At 60.0% G+C, this 17,506-nt stretch carries 13 protein-coding genes; 6 read left to right on the plus strand and 7 right to left on the minus strand.

What is annotated here, in order from left to right; translation table 11 throughout:
- Positions 1 to 8: 8 nt before the first annotated feature.
- On the plus strand, positions 9 to 2,174 hold the full coding sequence (locus FOY51_RS04500; RefSeq protein ID WP_149429015.1) for an alginate lyase family protein: 2,166 nt from the start codon (positions 9 to 11) through the stop codon (positions 2,172 to 2,174).
- A 5-nt stretch (positions 2,175 to 2,179) separates the two neighbouring features.
- Complete coding sequence (locus tag FOY51_RS04505) at positions 2,180 to 3,532, plus strand: nucleotide sugar dehydrogenase (RefSeq protein WP_149429016.1); 1,353 nt, start codon at positions 2,180 to 2,182, stop codon at positions 3,530 to 3,532.
- Between the two features lie 56 nt (positions 3,533 to 3,588).
- Here FOY51_RS04505 and FOY51_RS04510 read toward each other — a convergent pair whose 3' ends face one another.
- From FOY51_RS04510 to FOY51_RS04525, 4 genes are all read right to left on the minus strand, one after another.
- A complete protein-coding gene (locus FOY51_RS04510; protein WP_214633059.1) occupies positions 3,589 to 4,776 on the minus strand; it encodes an O-antigen ligase family protein in 1,188 nt (395 codons plus the stop codon).
- 199 nt (positions 4,777 to 4,975) lie between these two features.
- Positions 4,976 to 5,836, minus strand: coding sequence for a hypothetical protein (locus FOY51_RS04515; protein WP_149429018.1), 861 nt, complete (start codon positions 5,834 to 5,836; stop codon positions 4,976 to 4,978).
- A gap of 220 nt (positions 5,837 to 6,056) precedes the next feature.
- A complete protein-coding gene (locus tag FOY51_RS04520; RefSeq protein ID WP_149429019.1) occupies positions 6,057 to 7,064 on the minus strand; it encodes a glycosyltransferase family 4 protein in 1,008 nt (335 codons plus the stop codon).
- Entirely contained in the window at positions 7,061 to 7,873 is an 813-nt protein-coding gene (locus tag FOY51_RS04525; RefSeq protein WP_149429020.1) for a heparin lyase I family protein, read from the minus strand. Before FOY51_RS04525 ends, FOY51_RS04520 begins: the two co-directional genes overlap by 4 nt.
- Before the next feature lie 127 nt (positions 7,874 to 8,000).
- On the opposite strand from FOY51_RS04525, the gene FOY51_RS04530 reads away from it, so the two are divergent.
- Positions 8,001 to 8,786: a GNAT family N-acetyltransferase gene (locus tag FOY51_RS04530; RefSeq protein ID WP_149429021.1), complete on the plus strand. Its 786-nt coding sequence runs from the start codon at positions 8,001 to 8,003 to the stop codon at positions 8,784 to 8,786.
- On the opposite strand, the gene FOY51_RS27470 is transcribed toward FOY51_RS04530, so the two are convergent.
- Positions 8,731 to 9,417: a glycosyltransferase family 4 protein gene (locus FOY51_RS27470; RefSeq protein ID WP_235916114.1), complete on the minus strand. Its 687-nt coding sequence runs from the start codon at positions 9,415 to 9,417 to the stop codon at positions 8,731 to 8,733. The two genes, FOY51_RS04530 and FOY51_RS27470, sit on opposite strands and share 56 nt — an antisense overlap.
- A gap of 580 nt (positions 9,418 to 9,997) precedes the next feature.
- On the opposite strand from FOY51_RS27470, the gene FOY51_RS04540 reads away from it, so the two are divergent.
- The 3 genes from FOY51_RS04540 (at position 9,998) to FOY51_RS04550 (ending at position 14,125) form a co-directional block, all read left to right on the plus strand.
- Complete coding sequence (locus FOY51_RS04540; RefSeq protein ID WP_149429023.1) at positions 9,998 to 11,449, plus strand: oligosaccharide flippase family protein; 1,452 nt, start codon at positions 9,998 to 10,000, stop codon at positions 11,447 to 11,449.
- On the plus strand, positions 11,446 to 13,398 hold the full coding sequence (locus FOY51_RS04545; RefSeq protein ID WP_235916116.1) for a glycosyltransferase: 1,953 nt from the start codon (positions 11,446 to 11,448) through the stop codon (positions 13,396 to 13,398). Before FOY51_RS04540 ends, FOY51_RS04545 begins: the two co-directional genes overlap by 4 nt.
- A 262-nt stretch (positions 13,399 to 13,660) precedes the next feature.
- Positions 13,661 to 14,125: a hypothetical protein gene (locus FOY51_RS04550; protein ID WP_149429024.1), complete on the plus strand. Its 465-nt coding sequence runs from the start codon at positions 13,661 to 13,663 to the stop codon at positions 14,123 to 14,125.
- 6 nt (positions 14,126 to 14,131) lie between these two features.
- On the opposite strand, the gene asnB is transcribed toward FOY51_RS04550, so the two are convergent.
- Positions 14,132 to 16,072, minus strand: a complete 1,941-nt coding sequence (gene asnB, locus FOY51_RS04555; RefSeq protein WP_353961354.1) for an asparagine synthase (glutamine-hydrolyzing) — start codon at positions 16,070 to 16,072, stop codon at positions 14,132 to 14,134.
- A 32-nt stretch (positions 16,073 to 16,104) separates the two neighbouring features.
- Positions 16,105 to 17,493 (minus strand): glutamate-1-semialdehyde 2,1-aminomutase, encoded by a 1,389-nt coding sequence (locus FOY51_RS04560; protein WP_149429489.1) that lies wholly within the window; start codon positions 17,491 to 17,493, stop codon positions 16,105 to 16,107.
- Between the last annotated feature and the right edge of the window lie 13 nt (positions 17,494 to 17,506).

Consider the following 17,506-nt stretch of genomic DNA (forward strand, 5'->3'; position numbering starts at 1 on the left):
ATGGTCTGATGGGAAGGATCGACTGGTATCTCGGTCGGCTCAGAACGATGTCGCCGCAAGAGGTGGTCTGGCGCGTTGGATCCGTTTCCCGAGGCGTTCTATCGGAGTCGCGGCGTCCGATTTCGGACACCGATCTCGTACCCAACGGGGATTGGGACGCGGCGCTGGCTCGATTGCGCTCGTCGACGGATCGTCCGGTGCTGCTGGACGGCGCACGCGCCGAATCGATCGAGCGACAGTTTCCAGCCCAGGTTGCCGAAATCGTGAAAGCCGCCGAGAACGCGGTCGAGTTCAGGTTTTCGTTCTTCGGGCACGGAGAAGTGCAACTCGAAACACCTATCGATTGGCACCGCGACCCGGTCGCCGGAATTCGTTGGCCCACTTCGCCGTCGAGGCGAATCAATCATCGTGCAGGCGGCCGAGATCCAAAATGGATTTGGGAGCTCAATCGGCTGCAGCATCTGGTGTGGCTTGCAGAAGCCTGGTTGTTCACCGGAAACGAGAAGTTCAGCGACGCAGCATTCGAGCAATTGGATACGTGGATCGATCAGAATCCGCCGGGAATTGGAATCGCGTGGCGAGGCGCGTTCGAAGCGGGTATCCGGTCCATTTCGGTTTCCATTGCGCTGCAGGGTCTTCGCGATGCTCCGGGCTTGACCGCCGATCGATACCGTCGGATCGCACGCATGCTCGCTTACAGTGCGGAGTATTGCTGGCGCGAGCGATCGCGATTCAGCTCTGCCAATAATCATCTCCTCGGCGAGATGGTCGGGCTCGCAACGACTGCGATCTTGCTTCCAGATCTTTGTCCGGCGGCAAAATTGGAGAAGCGGGCTCTGGATGTACTCACCCGCGAAGCGGACAAGCAGATACTCCCGGACGGCGCCGGTGCCGAGCAGGCATTCGGGTACCAGGTTTCGACTGGGGAACTCTTCTCGATCGTCGCGACGTTGCTTGCGCGGCGCGATGACCGACCCCCGCAGATCCTGTTGAACGCCATCGACCGAAGTGCGCGCTTCCTCGGGACGGTGATGGGCGACGACGATCCAGCACCCCGATACGGTGACGCGGACGAGGGGTTCGGCGTTCGGCTGGGCGTTGCGAAGTTGCCGTCGGTTCGGGAGCACCTCGGCGTGCTGGCTGCGATTACCGGCAACGAAATTGCACGCCGTGCAGGCGTCGACAGCATAAGTGCACGTTGGTTCGCCCCGGACGGTGCTTTGCCCGAAATTAGCGACGGTGGCGCCGCAATCCCCGATATGTACGCGTCGGACGGCGGGGTGGTGGTGCTGAGGTCGGACCGCCGGCGAATCATGATGGACGTCGGCCCATTGGGCTACTTGTCCATCGCGGCCCACGGCCATGCGGACGCCCTGGCGATGACACTGAGCCTTCAAGGGCAGACCGTGATAGGCGATCCCGGCACAGGGAGCTACTACGTGCATCCCGACTGGAGGAGCGCTCACCGAAGTACTCGCGCGCACGCGACCCTGTCGGTCGACGGTCTCGATCAATCGGTGATGGCGGGTCCGTTCATGTGGTCGCGCCATGCGCGAGTCCGAACGCGGTCGGTAGACCTCACCCGCGGTGTCATCGATGCCGAGCACGATGGGTATATCAGGCTGGATGAACCAGTTACTCATCGGCGATGGACGATCGCACCACCTTTCGGCATGTCGCTGGTGGTTGTCGACATGATTTCCGGTGTCGGGCGGCACGAGGTTCGGACCGCATGGCCCCTCCACCCGTCGCTGGACGTCCGTGCGGACGGGCTCACTCACCGGGTGAGCCGGAATGGGCAGTCTGTTGTTCGGATCGACCATGCGGCGAACATCGAGGCCGTCCCCTACGAAATTCGAGGCGATCAGAAGTCGAACCTCGGCTGGTGGTCCGATCGTCTGGAGTCGCGCGAAGAGTCGTGGTTGGTCGGGGTCGGCTGTGTCGGCCACATGCCGGTGGTCCTCGCAACGATCATCGTGACGGAACCGGACGAGCAACCGCCGATCCGTGCGTTCGAGGTTGCGATTCGTGGCGGTCTGGTCGACGTGAAATGGGCGGCCGGCGACGCCGAGATGAGTGTTCGGATCGATCCTGCGCGGTCCGGAGCAGTTGATTGCCGTGGATTCGCAGAACCTGTAACGAAACGCCCGCCCATTACGACGTCGGATTGGTGACGAACGTGCGAACTGCTGAAACAACTGACAAGCGCGACCTCGTGTTGAGCATCTTCGGGCTAGGCTACGTGGGCTGCGTTTCAGCTGCCTGCTTTGCCTCCCGCGGATTTTCGGTCATCGGCGTCGATGTCAATCCGGAAAAGACGGACTTTCTGCGACGGGGTCTCGCCCCGGTCGTCGAAGAGCGCATCGGTGAATTGACTGCCGAGGTCGTGAACTCCGGGCAACTGACGGTGAGCGACGATCCAGTCGATGCGGTCAAGCGGTCCGACATGACGATCGTCTGTGTCGGTACGCCGTCCGGCGCGGGTGGCGGACTGTCCACGGATTACTTGGAGCGAGCGACCGAGCAGATCGGTGCTGCGCTCGCCGTAGAAAATCGCTGGCACACCGTTGTCTATCGCAGCACTATGGTGCCTGGAACCTGCGAGACCATCTTGATACCGCTGCTCGAACAGACATCGGGTAAGAAGGCCGGCGTCGACTTCGGTGTGTGTGTCAATCCTGAATTCCTACGCGAGGGCACCAGCGTTCGAGACTTTCTCGACCCGCCGAAGACCGTTGTGGGCGAGACGGATTCGCGCAGCGGCGACCTCGTGATGAGTCTCTACGAGGGCCTTCCCGGTCCGAGGTTTCAAGTCCCGGTGGGCGTAGCCGAAATGACGAAGTACGTCGACAACAGCTTCCACGCACTCAAGGTGGGGTTCGGCAACGAGATCGGCGCGATCTGCGCAGCGGTCGGTCTCGACTCGCACGCTGTCATGGACATCTTCCTCGCTGACACGAAGCTGAACATCAGCCCGGCGTACCTGCGACCAGGGTTCGCTTTCGGCGGCTCGTGCCTGCCCAAAGACGTACGCGCGCTGACACATACGGCTCGACGCCACGATGTCGAGGTTCCGGTACTCGCGAATCTGCTGTCATCGAACGAAACCCACCTTCGTCGCGCAGTCGATTTGGTGGTCGCATCCGGTCGTCGGAAGGTGGGCATCTTCGGGCTGTCCTTCAAACCCGGAACCGACGATCTGCGCGAGAGTCCACTGGTCGAACTCGCGGAGCGCCTGATCGGCAAGGGCTTCGACTTGCAGATCTTCGATTCGCATGTCGCGTTGTCGCGACTGATGGGTGCGAACCGCGCGTTCATCGACGAACGTCTCCCGCATATCGGTGAGTTGTTGACCGACGACGTTGCGGCGGTCGCTGCTCACTCCGAGGTTCTGGTCATCGGCTCGAAGGATCAGGCGGTCTTGGATGTGATCGAAAAGCGAAGCGAGGGAAAGCTTGTGATCGACCTCGTCCGCGTCCCCGACGCCGAAACCCTCCGCGATCGTGACGACTACACAGGCATCGGTTGGTAGTTCGCCCGCCGCTTCACGAAGGGCCGAGTCACAGCTCGCTCAGTGTCACGACGAGCTCAGTGACTCGGCGCTTCGGTTCCTTTGTCGCGGGCGCTCCGCAAGGACTGCTTCGACACGCTCCAACTGGCTGCCGACAGGCCGATCAGGATCCAGATGATCCCTGTGATCTGCGCAAATCCGGATGTATCGAGAATCGTGTTAATAATAATGATCGCGGTCAGCGAAGCGGCAATGGCGCGTGCGATTTCACCGCCGCCCCGAGCGACCGACGTCGATTCCATTTCGGCGATGTCATGGTTTCGCGCCGCGACAAGGGCGTATCCGAGGGCTGTGACCAGCAACAGGATCAGAGTAGCGACCCCGAAGATTCCCGTTTCCATCAATCGACCGAGGTACTCGTTATCGAGATAAGGCTGGTTCAGGATCGGATAGGTACCGATCCCCTGGCCGAACCAGGGATGATTTCCGTAGTGCTCGGCGACATACTGTTGACCTCTCGCGCGCGATGCGATCGACGGATCGTTCGCGCTCGATCCGAAGATACCCGCGAAGGCGTTCAACAACTTCGCGTTGGATATGAAAGCGATGGCGGTCAACGCTACGGCCGTGCCTGTTGCGATCAAAACTCGTTTGACGGGCCAGCGCCACGCCATGATCAAAAGTGCGACACCGAGTGCGATGATCGACGATCGTGACACGCTGACAATTGCGCCGGCACTCAGCAGGGCGACAGTGCACGCCCATAGTCGCCATTTACGTCCGGATTCGAACGCCACAAACGTGATACCGATTGCGAGCGGTATCAGGGTTGTCATTACGGCCCCGAGTTCCAGCGGGTGGCCGGCGCTGCCCTGTGCGCGACGTACACCTTCGCGTACGAGATCGTCCACAAGGTCCGGGCTTGCGGCTTTGAGGCCAGGGAGCGTGAGTTTCTCCGCAAAATCCACTCCGGTGGCAAATTCGAGGACCGCGAAAAACGCGCTGATACTTCCGCCGATAACCAGGCCCTTGACTGCCCACTCGATCGACTTCTGCGTTCTGATCACGGCTCCGATGAAGAAGAAGATCAGTAGAGCAAGCATTTGTGCAAGCAAATACTCGTCGCTCGCGATTCTCGCAATCGGGATCAGTCCACCCCACATCGATGTGGCGTACGACATTACCGATCCCAACGCGAAGAGTGCGAGGACGATGGAGAAGAATTTTGTGCTGGCACCCGATCGCTGGCCAACGATGCGCGTCATGACCCATAGCACGACACAGGTGGAAACAAGCAGCCTCGCCGGGCTCATGCCGTGCGAAAAGGGCACGGTGAACTTCTGTTGGAAGCCCAACAGCAGGACTTCGTACGCGATGAGCGTTAGTGTGCCGACACCAATGGCCGCGATCCACCCCTTGCGATCGCCGCGTTTGTCTGTTTCGCTGTCGAGTTGGTTTGCCACACTATGTTTCCCGGTCGCTCAACTGGCGGGCTCCGTTGTGCCCGTTCACTTCTCGACTGCTCTTGTCCGCAGTGTCGTAGTTCCAGCCATAGTCCGATCGGCCGACCGTCAATTCGGACGGGTAGTCGGCGTCAGAAATGTCATCGTCGCCATCGAGGTCCGAGTCCCATTGCTCATCGGCAGAACCAGCGCGATGTGATCCGTCTGTCCGTCGGCGTCGGCCCGGCTTCGCGCGTCTGCGATCTCGCTGATCGAGCACGGCGTCTGCCGCGGCAATCAAGATGAAGCCGAGTATCACGACGGCCAATGCGTACGAGCCTGCTGCGCGAGTGGCGTTGTTCGACACTGCCGTCCCTAATTGCGGAGCGACGGCGACCGCCAACCGCGCTCGGGTCGGCGGCGAAACATTGGCATCGTCTTGCAATTGAGTGAGGTTCTTGGTCGCGAAGTCGATGAGGGCCGCGCTTGCGCGTTGGGTTGCCTCGGGATCGTTTCCAACCGCCTTGATGGCGAGTTGAGGGGAGATCTGCGTGGTTGCCGCCACGTCGCCGACAGTGTTCGAGATCGTGACGGTCACCCCTCCGCCGAGATCGTCGAGCAGACGCTTGGCCGGCGTCGACTGCATGATCGTGGACAGAACCGAGGCAAGTTGAGCCGTGTTGTTGCTGAGGCTCAGCAGTGGGTTGTCCGCTGGGTTGATCGTCTCGATGTTCGGTGTCAGGACGACAACAGAGGCGTCGGTCGAGTACGTCGTCTCCGCGGTCTTCCATCCGAAAGCGGCGGCAACGACCGCTGCGATCAGAACGCACGCGACCAGAATCCGGCGGCCCAGAATTTTACGGAACAACTCAGCGACGTTCAACTGACGGTCTCTCTCGCTCGATTGGGGCGCCGATAGTTCTGGTCGTAACACATGGATCCGAGTCTATTCCGTCCGAGCGGGCATTCGGCCCGTGTGGCCGCTGCAGTCCAAGTTGGTGAAAAGTCGTTCTGACGTAAGCATCGTTGCGTCCGGCCAACTCGTTTCATCGCTCGCTCTCCTAGGCGGGATCGATCGGAGTCCTTCGGCAATTCCGGGAAGATCACAAGGACCGGACCAGGTCGTCGAGTTGTTCGCCGAGGTGGTCGACACCGTGATTCTCGTCATACTGTTTACGGCAAATATGGCGAAGCTGTTCCTGATCGTTGCCGGCCAACTCGATGATGGCACGGGCAAGTGCGTCTGTGTCGCCGAATTCGACGACAGGGCACCCCGGTGGTTGAAATTCGGGAAGTGCGCCGACGTTCGTGACAATCGTTGGCGTCGAGTGTTGCATCGCGGCTACCTGAACGCCGCTCTGTGAGGCCTCGCGATAAGGAAGTGCGAGTGCCTTGGATTTGCAGAGTAGTCCCGTGGCGTCGGCGTCGGAATACCAGCCGTTGATGATTTGGACACCGCCCGGCACGGAATGTGTCAGCTCGCCCGACCCCATGATTGTGAGTACATCCGATTGCGGTATGTGCGACCGTGCTGATTCCCAGGCTTCGAGAAGGAAGTCGATTCCTTTGTACTCTGATATTCGGCCAAGGAAAGCGAATCCCTGCCGAGGCGTATTCGGAATTTCGGGGTGCGTTGCGAGTTCGGAGGCAAGGGAGATCGTACGAAATACGTCGGACGCGCCGATCCGGTCCGCCGTGTACTTGCTGAAGGCGACTTTACCGTCGGATCGATCTATCGATCTACGCTCCCAATCCTTCTTCCAGCCCAGTTGCTCGTGCGAAGCATCGTGCGGCGTCGCGTCATGAATGAGCACGGCGCGCTTGCGCGCGAGGTCGGCGAGAGCGTGAAACCTGAAGTCGTGCGTCATGTCCAGCAAGGCAACGTCTGGACGCCAGTGTCGCAACGCCGCCGCGGAGCGCACGAAACCTGGAACGAAGCGTGGGTGGCGGAATCGAGCCTCGATGTCGAGTTCAGGCACGACGGCGTCGATGCTGCGAACACCCTGGGCATCGGTCGTTGCCACGCGCACGTCGTGGCCACGACTGGCAAGGGCTGCGCCGTGCACACGCGCCAACGTACGAAACCATGGTGCACAGATCAGTACTTTCATTGCGCACCTTGCTTCAGTGGCGGCAATTCGGCGCCCGCGCGTGAAGTGGCCGCGCGAAGCGAATCGAAATAGACGGTATTGTCCGTCAAGATCGACGGATCGCGCGAATACCCCTGCTTCCAGGAAACATAGACTCCGTCCGCATTGTTCGGGTTAGAGCCGTCGGCCGCAAATTGCGGATAAAGGGTTCCACCTGTGGGATGCCAATCGTTGATCAATTGATCACCGTCACGCCAGATTGTCACGGTTCCGATATCGGGATTCGTCGAAAACTTGATATGCCAGAGCCATGTAATCCACCGATCGAAAGCTACCGGTCCAAGGTCGACACTCGAATGGCGATTGCCGTTCGGGTTGTCGAAACCACCTTCGGCGCGAAATACATCGGCGCTTTGACCGACTGTGAGGGAAAGTGGCGGATCGCCGAACGAGGGATTCTGCCATTCCACCAACTTTTGATACTGGGGTATTCTTGTCGGCAGGCCGGCGGGTATTCGTATCCGCCAGCCGAACCAGAGATCGTCCCCCTCGGAGATCTTTCTGAGTCGTACATCGCCGGCAATTGTTTCAGATCGCGTCCCGCGTGGGGGTATCCGATATGCACCTGCAAACTGGCCGTCGGCAACGATGGAACTTTCGACTTCCGGGCGTATCGGGCCGGCGTCGTTTTGACCGATCTGTGCGAAATCGGACAAGTATCCGGAATCGTATGTACCGGTCCACAACACGTCGGATTGGTCCGGGTCGGTGCTGGAACATCCAGTCAGCAGCAGTGCAACTAAGACTGCGATACCTACACGCTTAGTCATTGGTCCTCATGGTCCGGCCATCGGGTTGCTGCAGCGCAACATCATCGCTACTGCTATTCGATTCGTTTGCGTCGCCGCGCGCGTTGCTGCCGAGTAGCATCGGCTCGTGCCAATTCTCCGATCACCCATGTCGGAGTCTTCACTGCGTTTGCGCGCGCGGACGATTGCTCTGGGTTCGTCGGCAAACATAGCACTCAGGGCGTCGTTGCTGGTGAACGCCGTTGCCCGTCCCGTGAGGCATCACGAGCCGATCGGACCTGTTCAGTTCGGTGAATCGAAAGTGCTCATCCGGACACCCGAGCCTCGCGATGCCAGTTCGTGGCGCGCCACTCGGCTTGCGAATTCCAAGGCGTTACGCGCGGTTTTCGATGATGGTGATCGGCAGTGGGAGGCCATTCACACGAATCTGGACTGGTTGGAACGGTGTACCCGACTGCGTCGAGAAGCGAGACGCGGTCACGCCGTCCCGTTCGTTCTGGTTCGGTTGAACGACGCGGGAGATGAGCAGATCGTCGGTGAGGTCGGCGTCGACGGTTACGACTCGGCGTCCGGTACGGGTGAGTTGTCGATCTGGATCGTTCCTATTCCGCGGCGAGGGGACATCGGCCTGTGGGCGTTGTTGTCGGTCATATTGTGCGCTTTCGAGATGGAGCGCCCGATGGCCAGACTGGTGGCGCCCGCCGCGGTCACGAACAGCCATCCGCGCGCACTCATCGAGGCGCTAGAGCTCGAGTATCGAGCTCACCTCAGGGGGCTGCGCTATTACGACGGACAGGTCGTGGACCACGATTTGTGGAGTCTGGACAATAACCCCGAGACGGTGGCCAGGCTTCGAGCGAAACTCGGCGAACTCGAAGCTAACCAACGGAGTGCAGGATCTGGGCAAGTCGCTCAGACATCTTCTTCGACGTGAATCGTTCGCGGACTCGTTGTGCGGCGGCGCGCCCCATCTCGGCGGCTCGCTGAGGATCCGACAGCAAGTCGGTGACGGCGCGTTCGAAAGCCGGCTCGTCGTTCGACGGCACCAGGATGCCTGTGACGCCGTGTTCGACGTACTCGCTGATTCCGGGATTGTCCGTGACGACGACGGGTCTACCACTCGACATGGCTTCAAGCACGACGGTGAGTCCGGACCCGGTGATCGTCGGATGTAATGCGAGAGCCACGAGGGTCGAGCGCCGGTAGAGATCACGCGCGCGCCCGTACAGTCGTTCCCGGATGACTGTGCCGTACTCGGCAGGTAGGTCCACCGGAAGGAGTGTCGCCAATTCCAGGCGGGTATCGGGTAGCGCTCTCTTGACATGTCGAATGGCCGAAATCAGTAATTGGTGATTCCTGAACCGGTCTTCGCCGATGCTCGCGACCACGTTGCCCGTCTCGGGTGGTGGCTGGACTGCGTAGAAGTCGGTGTCGATTCCGAGTGGGACGTAGTGAAGCCGATTTCGCGGGACTTTCCATTCGCGCTCGAGCGTGGACAGCATCGGCTTGCTCTGCGACCATGTCGCTGCCGCACGTGGTAGCGCATGCGCAGCAACCGCAGCCATGGCGGGAGGCGTCGACTGACGCGTGGTCAGCCAACCGACACCGGTGACGGTCGGTGCTCGGTGTCGGCCACAACTTGCCAAAGCGGACGGGAATCCGGTGCGTTCGTCGTAACAGAGCACTGTGTCTGTATTCTTTGTCGAGATGGAGCGCAGGTCGTGAAGAGTCTCTAGAAATTCCATCCCCGAGAGACGGCTTCGCATTTGGGCGGCGATGAAGTTGCGAAGGGGCCCCAACGATCTATCGCTGAATCGCACGTCTATTCCATAGCCGCTCAACTGATGGAGCCCATATGGCGAGAGATCGGGCACCTCGTTGCGGACGTGTCGCGCTCCCCACTCCTGGGCCGAAAGACCGAACGGTAAAGCAACATATGAACGCAACGCCACTCCCTCCCACTGGCTGCGGCACAGCACAGCAGTCTGCGTCCGACGCCTGCATGTTAGTGGCTACCGACAACACGAAATGTATGTGGGTCCTGAAGGCGGCGGCGTGACGAAGGCAGCCGACGGAGTGGGCGTCCCCGACTCGAGTGACTCGTCGAGCGGAATCCAAGTCGGCGTGGTTTCGCAATCTCACATCATGCGTGCGTTCAGCATTCAGTTGGTTTTTCGTGTTCTCGGGATGGCGGCATCCTTCTTCACGGTTGCCTTGACCACCAAGACGCTCGGCCGGGAAGCTTACGGCGACCTGACTACGGCCGTCGTATTCATCGGCATGTGGATGAGTCTCACCGAACTGGGTGTCGGCGCGACGATCGTGCGACGTGCCGCTTCCGGAACCGGTGATCTTGCGCGCCTCATTCGTATCAACTGCGGGCTGTCGATCGTCTACGCCGTTCCGCTGTTCGTGCTTGCTGCCGTTTCGGGTCTACTTGTCTATCGCGACAGTTCCGAGCTTCGTGCGATGCTTCTCATCGTCTCGGGCAGTCTGTTGCTGACGTCGTTGTCGACGTGTTTCGAGCCTGTATTTCTGGCGACCGTGCGCTTCAAGGCCGTTGCAATCTCGGACTTCGCGAGTCGTCTCGGGTCACTCGCTGCGACTGCTGTCCTAGTCGCCGTGCACGGCGAACTCGTCTGGTTTGCCGCTGTGCAACTCGTGCCGCCGGCAGTTCAGCTCGTCATCCAAGGTGTCGCCGCTTCGCGGATTCTCTCGGTACGCCCGGTTTTTGCGATGCGAGAAGCTTGGGATCTTTTGCGTGAAAGCTTGCCGCAGACCGGTGTATTGATCGTTGCCGTGTTGTATTGGCGGGTCGACGGAGTAGTTCTCAGTTTGCGAAGCACAACCGACCAGGTAGGTGTATACGGTCTGGCCGTAAGCCTTGCGTTCACGACTTCCGTTGTCGCGTCGTTCTTTTTGTCTTCGACACTGTCGAGCATGACCGATCTCTACGCGCGCGACTCGGTTGCATTCGGGCGCTTCATCAAAGGCAGCATAGAGACGATGCTGTTCGTGGGTGCCCCGATAGCCGTGGTGGGCGCGGCGCTCGCGCATCCGATGATTTCTCTCGTCGGATCAGCTGAATTTGCTCACGACGGTGGGCGGGTTTTGGCCTTCCTCTTTGTGGCAGTTGCGATCACGTTCTTGAACGGGGCACTCAGTCAAGCGCTGTTCGCCGCCCACGAGCAGGTTTTTCTGCTCAGGTTGAACATCGTCAATCTGGTTGCCAATATTGTTCTGAATATTTTCTTGACCTCCGCACTCGGGGCCCTTGGGGCTGCGCTGGCGCTGTTCGTGAGCGAGTTGTCTGGCCTCGTTTTGGTCAGCATCCGGCTTGCTCGCCGCAGTTCCTACAGGACGCCGTGGATGTTTGCCGCACGACTGGCTGTTCCTGTGGCCGCAAGCCTAGGAGTGGTCATCGCGTTGTCTCACCTCAGCGTCGTCATCCTCGGTCCGATCGCGGCAGTTGTCTACCTCGCGGTCAACGCACTCATCGGACCGATAACGTGGTCGCGGATCCGAGCGATGCGAGCCCAGGAAGAGATCGAAAGTGCTATCAACGATGAATCCAATCCCGGAAGGATCCATTCGTGACGGATCGCGAATTGGCCGTACTGATTGTGGCCTACAAGTCGCCCGAATTACTGAAAAGTTGTCTGACTTCTGTTGCTGCACATCTCCCAGAGTTGAAAGTCCATGTCTGGGATAATTCGGGCCCGGACTATGTTGGTATGGAGGGTGTTCGCGTCGAGTTTCCGACAGTCGAATGGCACGGCGGGAACGTCAATGTGGGGTTTGCTGCCGGCGTGAATGCGTTGGCTGAACTGGTCCCCGAATGTGACCTGCTCTTGCTGAACCCGGATGCCGAACTCCTTGGACCGCTGGACGGGACCAGGAGGGCAATCCGTCGGCACGACGTGGCGGCTGCGGCGCCGACGGTTGTCGATTCGGCGAACCCCGAATCCGAATCGAATGCTCGACCTTGGGACGTGGCCCATCGACCGCTCACGTTGACCAGAGCATTGGTCGCGCGTGTGGGATATGCGGAGCGACTGAGGAATACGCCGTTCTCCGATATGTACCGATCCAAGCCCATCGACGTAGCGGGCTATTTGACCGGTGCATGTCTCGGTATCAGTCGTGATGCGTGGGAAGCGGTTGGTCCGTTCGACGAAGAGTTCTTCCTCTATGGTGAGGAACTGCACTGGCAGCGTCGCGCGGTGGAGGCAGGTTTCCGGTTGGAACTCGTCGATGAGCCAGGAATCGAGCACGGGGGCCATGGCACCGTTGCCAACGACACCGTTGCGAGCCTCCGATCGCGTGATCACCTTCGAGCGAACATCGCACTGAATCTCGATCTTGCCTTCGGCGGGAAACGAGGCGATATCTATCTCGCAAGCACATCGATTCTCGATCGAATTCAACGCTCTGCCAAGGCATCCCGCAAGGCGCGTAGGCAACCACCAGGTGCACGACCGTCCGTTGTCATCACGACCAATCGGCTGGTCTACGGTGGCGCAGAGCGGCAGACCGTATTGCTAGCCACGGAGCTCGATCGGCGAGGATATGCAGTTACGGTCTGCTGCGTACAGCGATTTGGGCCACTCGTTCGAGAGATGCCTATGTCGGTACGGCTTGTACGCCAGCCGTGGTGGTTCCCGGCCCTCGATCTCGACGAAGGGCCACAGGTGGTGATCACGGATGCCACCAACACCGAAGCGGGTTTCGGTACTCTCTGGAAACGGCGCCGTGCCGACCGCAAGTGGATAGTCGCCGGTCACACGCCTCCGAATATCGATGCCCCTACCTACTCGGCACCACTTGCCGCGGCCTTCCGTCGTGCCGACGGATTCATCGCTCTTTCCGAACGGCACTGGGAGGAATTGACCGAGCACCAGGAACTCAATCGAGTGCACTTCACTGCTCCGAACGGTGTGATGTCGGCGGAAAGCCTTTCCAGTAGTGAGTCGATGGGCCCGAATCCCTCTCCCGCTCAACGGGGTCGCGTGCCACAACTCGTGATGCTGTCCCGGATCGTCGAGCACAAGAATCCACATCTCCTCGTGGAGGCCTTGGAAGGGTTGGATCATCTGCCTTGGGAGCTTTCGATCTACGGCGATGGTCCTGATCGTGAGCGTCTTCAGGCTCTGACGCCGAAGTCGTTGGACGGCCGGGTGCACTGGCGAGGCTGGTCACCCGGACCAGAGCACGCGTTCGCCGAATGCGATCTCGTATGTGTTCCCAGCGGTGCAGAAGCTTTTCCGCTTGTGATCCTGGAGGCGATGGCACGCCGGATCCCCGTTGTGGCATCAGCCGTGTGCGCCGTTCCGGAGATGCTCGACGCCGGCGCCGCCGGTGTTCTCGTCGATCCGATCACCGTCGATGCGTGGCGATCCACCCTCTCTCAATTGTTGGAAAATCCAGACGAATTGCCCGAGCTCGGTATGCGCGGCTACCTACGTACGAAGTCCCACTACACCATCGAGACGATGGCAGATGCATACGAGGCGGCGATCGATGCAGTCTTCAGCCCGCAGCGTTAGACCTGTCGGAGCGTTGCGGCGGTTCTTCGCGAACTCCGCGGTGGTAATCCGCAGCCGCCCCCGTTTGGAGATTCGGAACGCGCGTCGATTCGCCCGTGAGATGAAAAATTCACTGACGCAACCGGATCGGACGCCGACTCCGGTCGAGTTCTCGGGCGGATCGCTCTATATGGAACCGCACAGTTTCAGAAATTTGGCGGAGCGACAAGCCGGTCGGTCGGAACCCTCGGCTGCAGTTGCCGACTTGCCGTACGCCGTCGCAATGTCTGCTGGAACGTCCGATGGGACCCTCGCCGTCGCGCGGAGAATCGCATTCCTGAAGATGTTGCGGCACCAAGGCCGGGTGCTGTCTTTCCTGTACATCCTCGACGCGCGACTGGTCGGCGACGTAGTCGCGGTTGCCGATCACGGCACCGGCACAGCGGATTTGATGATCTGGATCCTCACGTCCGCTCGAGGTGCGGAACTTCTGCGGGCCGTGGTCAAGTCGATGATTGTTGCACTGGTCGCGGAGTTCTCGTGGGTGCGCCGAATTTCCGTTTCTGTGAATTCCGGTGACGACGTATTGCGAGATGTGTTGGTCTCCCTCGGTTTTGCCCACGAAGGCTGGGCGCCGCCGAGGCGTGACGAGTTCACTCGGGTCAATTCGGGTATCGCGGCAGAACCACGTGAAATGTGGACCTTGTTGGATTTCGAGCGCACACGCCCGGATCGAAACCCGTCGTAAGCTACATCATCGTGCGTGATCGACGCGCTGTCTCTCGAACTCCCGGTGCCACACTTCGAGGGAGAGGAGCGTCCAGATCCTGGGCTGCTCGTTGCGGGCACCCGACGAATGATCACTCAGCAGTTGCTGCACCGCGCGAGAATCGAAGCGTGAACCGACGAACGACGACGGACCCGTGAGTAGGTCGAACGCCATGTCGCGGAGACCGCCTCTGAACCATTCGTCGAGCGGCACCTTGAACCCGACCTTCGGTCGATCGACGATTTCTGCGGGCAGGTGTTGGCGCGCAACCTCTTTCACTACCCACTTGGTTGTTCCGCGGCGAACCTTCACGCTGCTGGGAAGCCGGAACGCAAGCTCGACCAATCGATGGTCGAGAAACGGTGGGCGCAACTCCAACGACGCGGCCATCGACATGCGATCACCTCGTTCAAGCAAGTTGTCTGCCAGCCAGGTGTGCGTGTCGGCGTACAACATTCGACGAAGTGCGTCCCCGCCGCCGTTCACGTAGGGCGCGATGACCTTCCTTGTCGCGCGTGTGCCGAGTAGATCGTCGCGCTCCGCGGAGGTGAACGGTGCGAACCATCCACGCATCCGCTCGGCGTAGTCAGGTTCGGAGATGGCGCGCAGTGCGACGCCCAAGCGGGCTTTGTCGGCAGGCAGGGCTCCTTCGAGACGGGCGAGAGCCTTGTTCGGAACGACGCCACCCCAGCGAGTCGCCCGTGCGTATCGGTACTTCGGATAGCCGCCGAAAAGCTCGTCGCTTCCCTCGCCTGACAGGACGACTTTGACTTCTTGGCGAGCGAGTTCCGCCAGTCGAAACACCGCCACATCCGCGGGTTCCGACAGTGGCGCATCGCGATGCCAACTCAGCTTGCTCCAGTTCGACTCGAAATCGTCGGCGGTCACTACAACCTCGTGATGCTCACTGCCGACGATCTTCGAAACCTTACGAGCCCAAACTGTTTCGTCCATCCGTTCGTCGCCGAAGCCGGCGGAAAAGGTGTGGAGCTTGCCGCCGTGGCGCTCATTTGCTGCGAGCGATGTGATCAGGCTGCTGTCCAAACCGCCCGAAAGGTAGGTTCCCACGGGAACATCGGCGACAAGTGCATCACGAACCGACGTCGTCAAAGCCTCGTCAACCAGGCGCACGGCCTCAGCTGGTGCCACCCGCTCGGGGCGGGACGTTTTCGGCAATTCCCAGTAAGGGCTGGACTCGAAGGTTCCGTCCGGTCGGATGGTGAGGTGATGGCCTTGCGGTAACTTCCGAACGCCCTGAACGAATGTGTAGGGTGCCGGTACAGAGCGGTGTGCCAAATAGTCGTGCAGGCTTTCGGAGTCGACCGCCACCGACCGTAGCGCGGGAAGCAATCCCTTTATTTCCGAGGCGAATGCAAACATGGTGGAGTCCGCATAGTAGAACAGCGGCAGAATTCCCAGACGATCACGAAAGAGATGCGTTTCTTCGGTTTCGGAGTCGTGAATGGCGTACGCAAATTGCCCGCGAAGATTCGCCACCCCGGCGGGACCATGTTTTTCGTACGTCGCGAGAAGAACCTCGGTGTCGCCGTTGGTTCGAAACGGGTAGGATAGGCTCTTTCTCAATTCGCGGTAATTGAGTACCTCGCCATTGAAGGTTATCTGGGTGTTACCACTCGCACCGGCCATCGGCTGTGGCGATCCGGCGAGATCGATAATGGACAACCTCGTGTGCGCGAATCCGACTGAGTTTGCAGACCAAATTGCACTGTCGTCAGGACCGCGATGGTGGAGGCGTCGCGCCATTTCCGTCAGCAATTCGCGGCTGACCGGTTTGCCGTCGAACCTGCGCACACCCGCAATGCCGCACATATTACTCCGCATCTTCAGACGTGTTTGTCGCCAGTCTTGCAGTCGAAATTTAAGATCTATTGTGAACGAAAGATTCTCGGACAGCCGGAACAGCATACCTTGGTCTGAGAACGATCGCCCAGATCGGATCAGGGACTATTGCGCGCCTTGTCTGTGCGCGCCTTGTCTGTGGCAGCCAACCGTCTGGGATGTGCGGTTCGACGAATCGCGGGTGCAACAGGTCGGCCCTCGAGAAAACCGTCGGTGGTGCCCGCTGCGATTGCTTCGGAATAGATCTCCAAGGCTTCGCGCGTTGCGTCGATGGTATGTCCGATTTCTGAATCACTGTGTGCTGCCGAGACTACGAACGACTGGCCGAGGACGCCGCGTTGGAGAAGCTCCTGCAGGAACAGGGTGCGATATGCCTGTGACGGGTTTCGATTCGAATCGCGGGTGACGAACACGGCACAAGACGGACGTCCGATCACTTCGAAGAAATCCGTCAACTCGAGTTCTGACGAGATTGCGTTGACGCCCTCCGCCAATCGGGTACCCGCCGATTCCATGCGCGCAACCGGATTCTGCGTCGCGTACGTTTCGACTACAGCGCGAAATGCCGCGAGGCCTGTCGTCTCTGGGCCGTGCGTTGTCGAGAGAAGGAATACCCGATCGCTGTCCGTGTTCAGGCCGCCCAGCTCCATGAATTCTCGCTTGCCCGCAAGGGCTGAAATGGGAAAACCGTTTCCCATTGCCTTGCCCCAGCACGACAGGTCGGGTCGAATTCCGTACACACCTTGTGCGCCGTGTGCGGACCAACGGAATCCTGTAATCATCTCGTCGAACACGAGGAGAGCGCCGTGCTTGTCGCAAAGCTCCCGAACTCCTTCGAGGAATCCGGGAGTCGGCTCAGCGGTGGCGGTCGCGGCCTCCATGATGACGCAGGCAATCTGGTCACGATTTGCGTCGAAGAGTCGCTGGAGCGAGTCGAGGTCGTTGAACTCGAAACGTAGATTTTTCGCTGTGACATCGCCCGGAATTCCGGCGTTCATCTCCGTAGCTCCGATGAACCAATCGTCTACGGAGAAGAAGGGGTGGTTGCACAGCGCGACCTTGTCTCTACGGGTTACCGCGCGGGCCAACTTGATGGCTGCAGTGGTGACGTCCGAACCATTCTTGGCGAACTTGACCATATCTGCTCCGGGCACCAGCGAGAGAAAGTCTTCTGCCGCCAGGACTTCGAGCTCGGTCGGACGGCTGAAGTTGGTTCCGTTCGCTGCAGCAGCAGTCACAGCATCGACGACAGGTTCGTAGCCGTGTCCGAGAGTTACTGCGCGAAGGCCCATTCCGTATTCGACGTACTCGTTCCCGTCGGCATCCCAGACTCGTGCTCCGCAGCCGCGCACGAGGACGGGTGCCATGTCCTCCGGGTACTGGTCCGAGCCTCGTGCATATGTGTGTGCTCCGCCCGGTACCAGGTCGTGTAGACGACTTTGCAACGCAATGGACCTCGCGAAGGAGCGCGCTGTGCCTTCGACCATTGTCACTTCCGAT

It is taken from the genome of Antrihabitans cavernicola (assembly GCF_008297975.1).
In the GTDB taxonomy this organism is placed as follows: Bacteria; Actinomycetota; Actinomycetes; order Mycobacteriales; family Mycobacteriaceae; genus Antrihabitans; species Antrihabitans cavernicola.

Coding starts and splice junctions, on each gene's coding strand:
- FOY51_RS04510 (WP_214633059.1), bottom strand. CDS start 4,776: ATGACGCGCATCGTTGGCCAGCGATCGGGTGCCAGCACAAAATTCTTC.
- FOY51_RS04520 (WP_149429019.1), bottom strand. CDS start 7,064: ATGAAAGTACTGATCTGTGCACCATGGTTTCGTACGTTGGCGCGTGTG.
- FOY51_RS04525 (WP_149429020.1), bottom strand. CDS start 7,873: ATGACTAAGCGTGTAGGTATCGCAGTCTTAGTTGCACTGCTGCTGACT.
- FOY51_RS27470 (WP_235916114.1), bottom strand. CDS start 9,417: ATGGCTGCGGTTGCTGCGCATGCGCTACCACGTGCGGCAGCGACATGG.
- asnB (WP_353961354.1), bottom strand. CDS start 16,072: ATGCTGTTCCGGCTGTCCGAGAATCTTTCGTTCACAATAGATCTTAAA.
- FOY51_RS04540 (WP_149429023.1), top strand. CDS start 9,998: ATGCGTGCGTTCAGCATTCAGTTGGTTTTTCGTGTTCTCGGGATGGCG.
- FOY51_RS04530 (WP_149429021.1), top strand. CDS start 8,001: ATGTCGGAGTCTTCACTGCGTTTGCGCGCGCGGACGATTGCTCTGGGT.
- FOY51_RS04560 (WP_149429489.1), bottom strand. CDS start 17,493: ATGGTCGAAGGCACAGCGCGCTCCTTCGCGAGGTCCATTGCGTTGCAA.
- FOY51_RS04500 (WP_149429015.1), top strand. CDS start 9: ATGGGAAGGATCGACTGGTATCTCGGTCGGCTCAGAACGATGTCGCCG.
- FOY51_RS04550 (WP_149429024.1), top strand. CDS start 13,661: ATGTCTGCTGGAACGTCCGATGGGACCCTCGCCGTCGCGCGGAGAATC.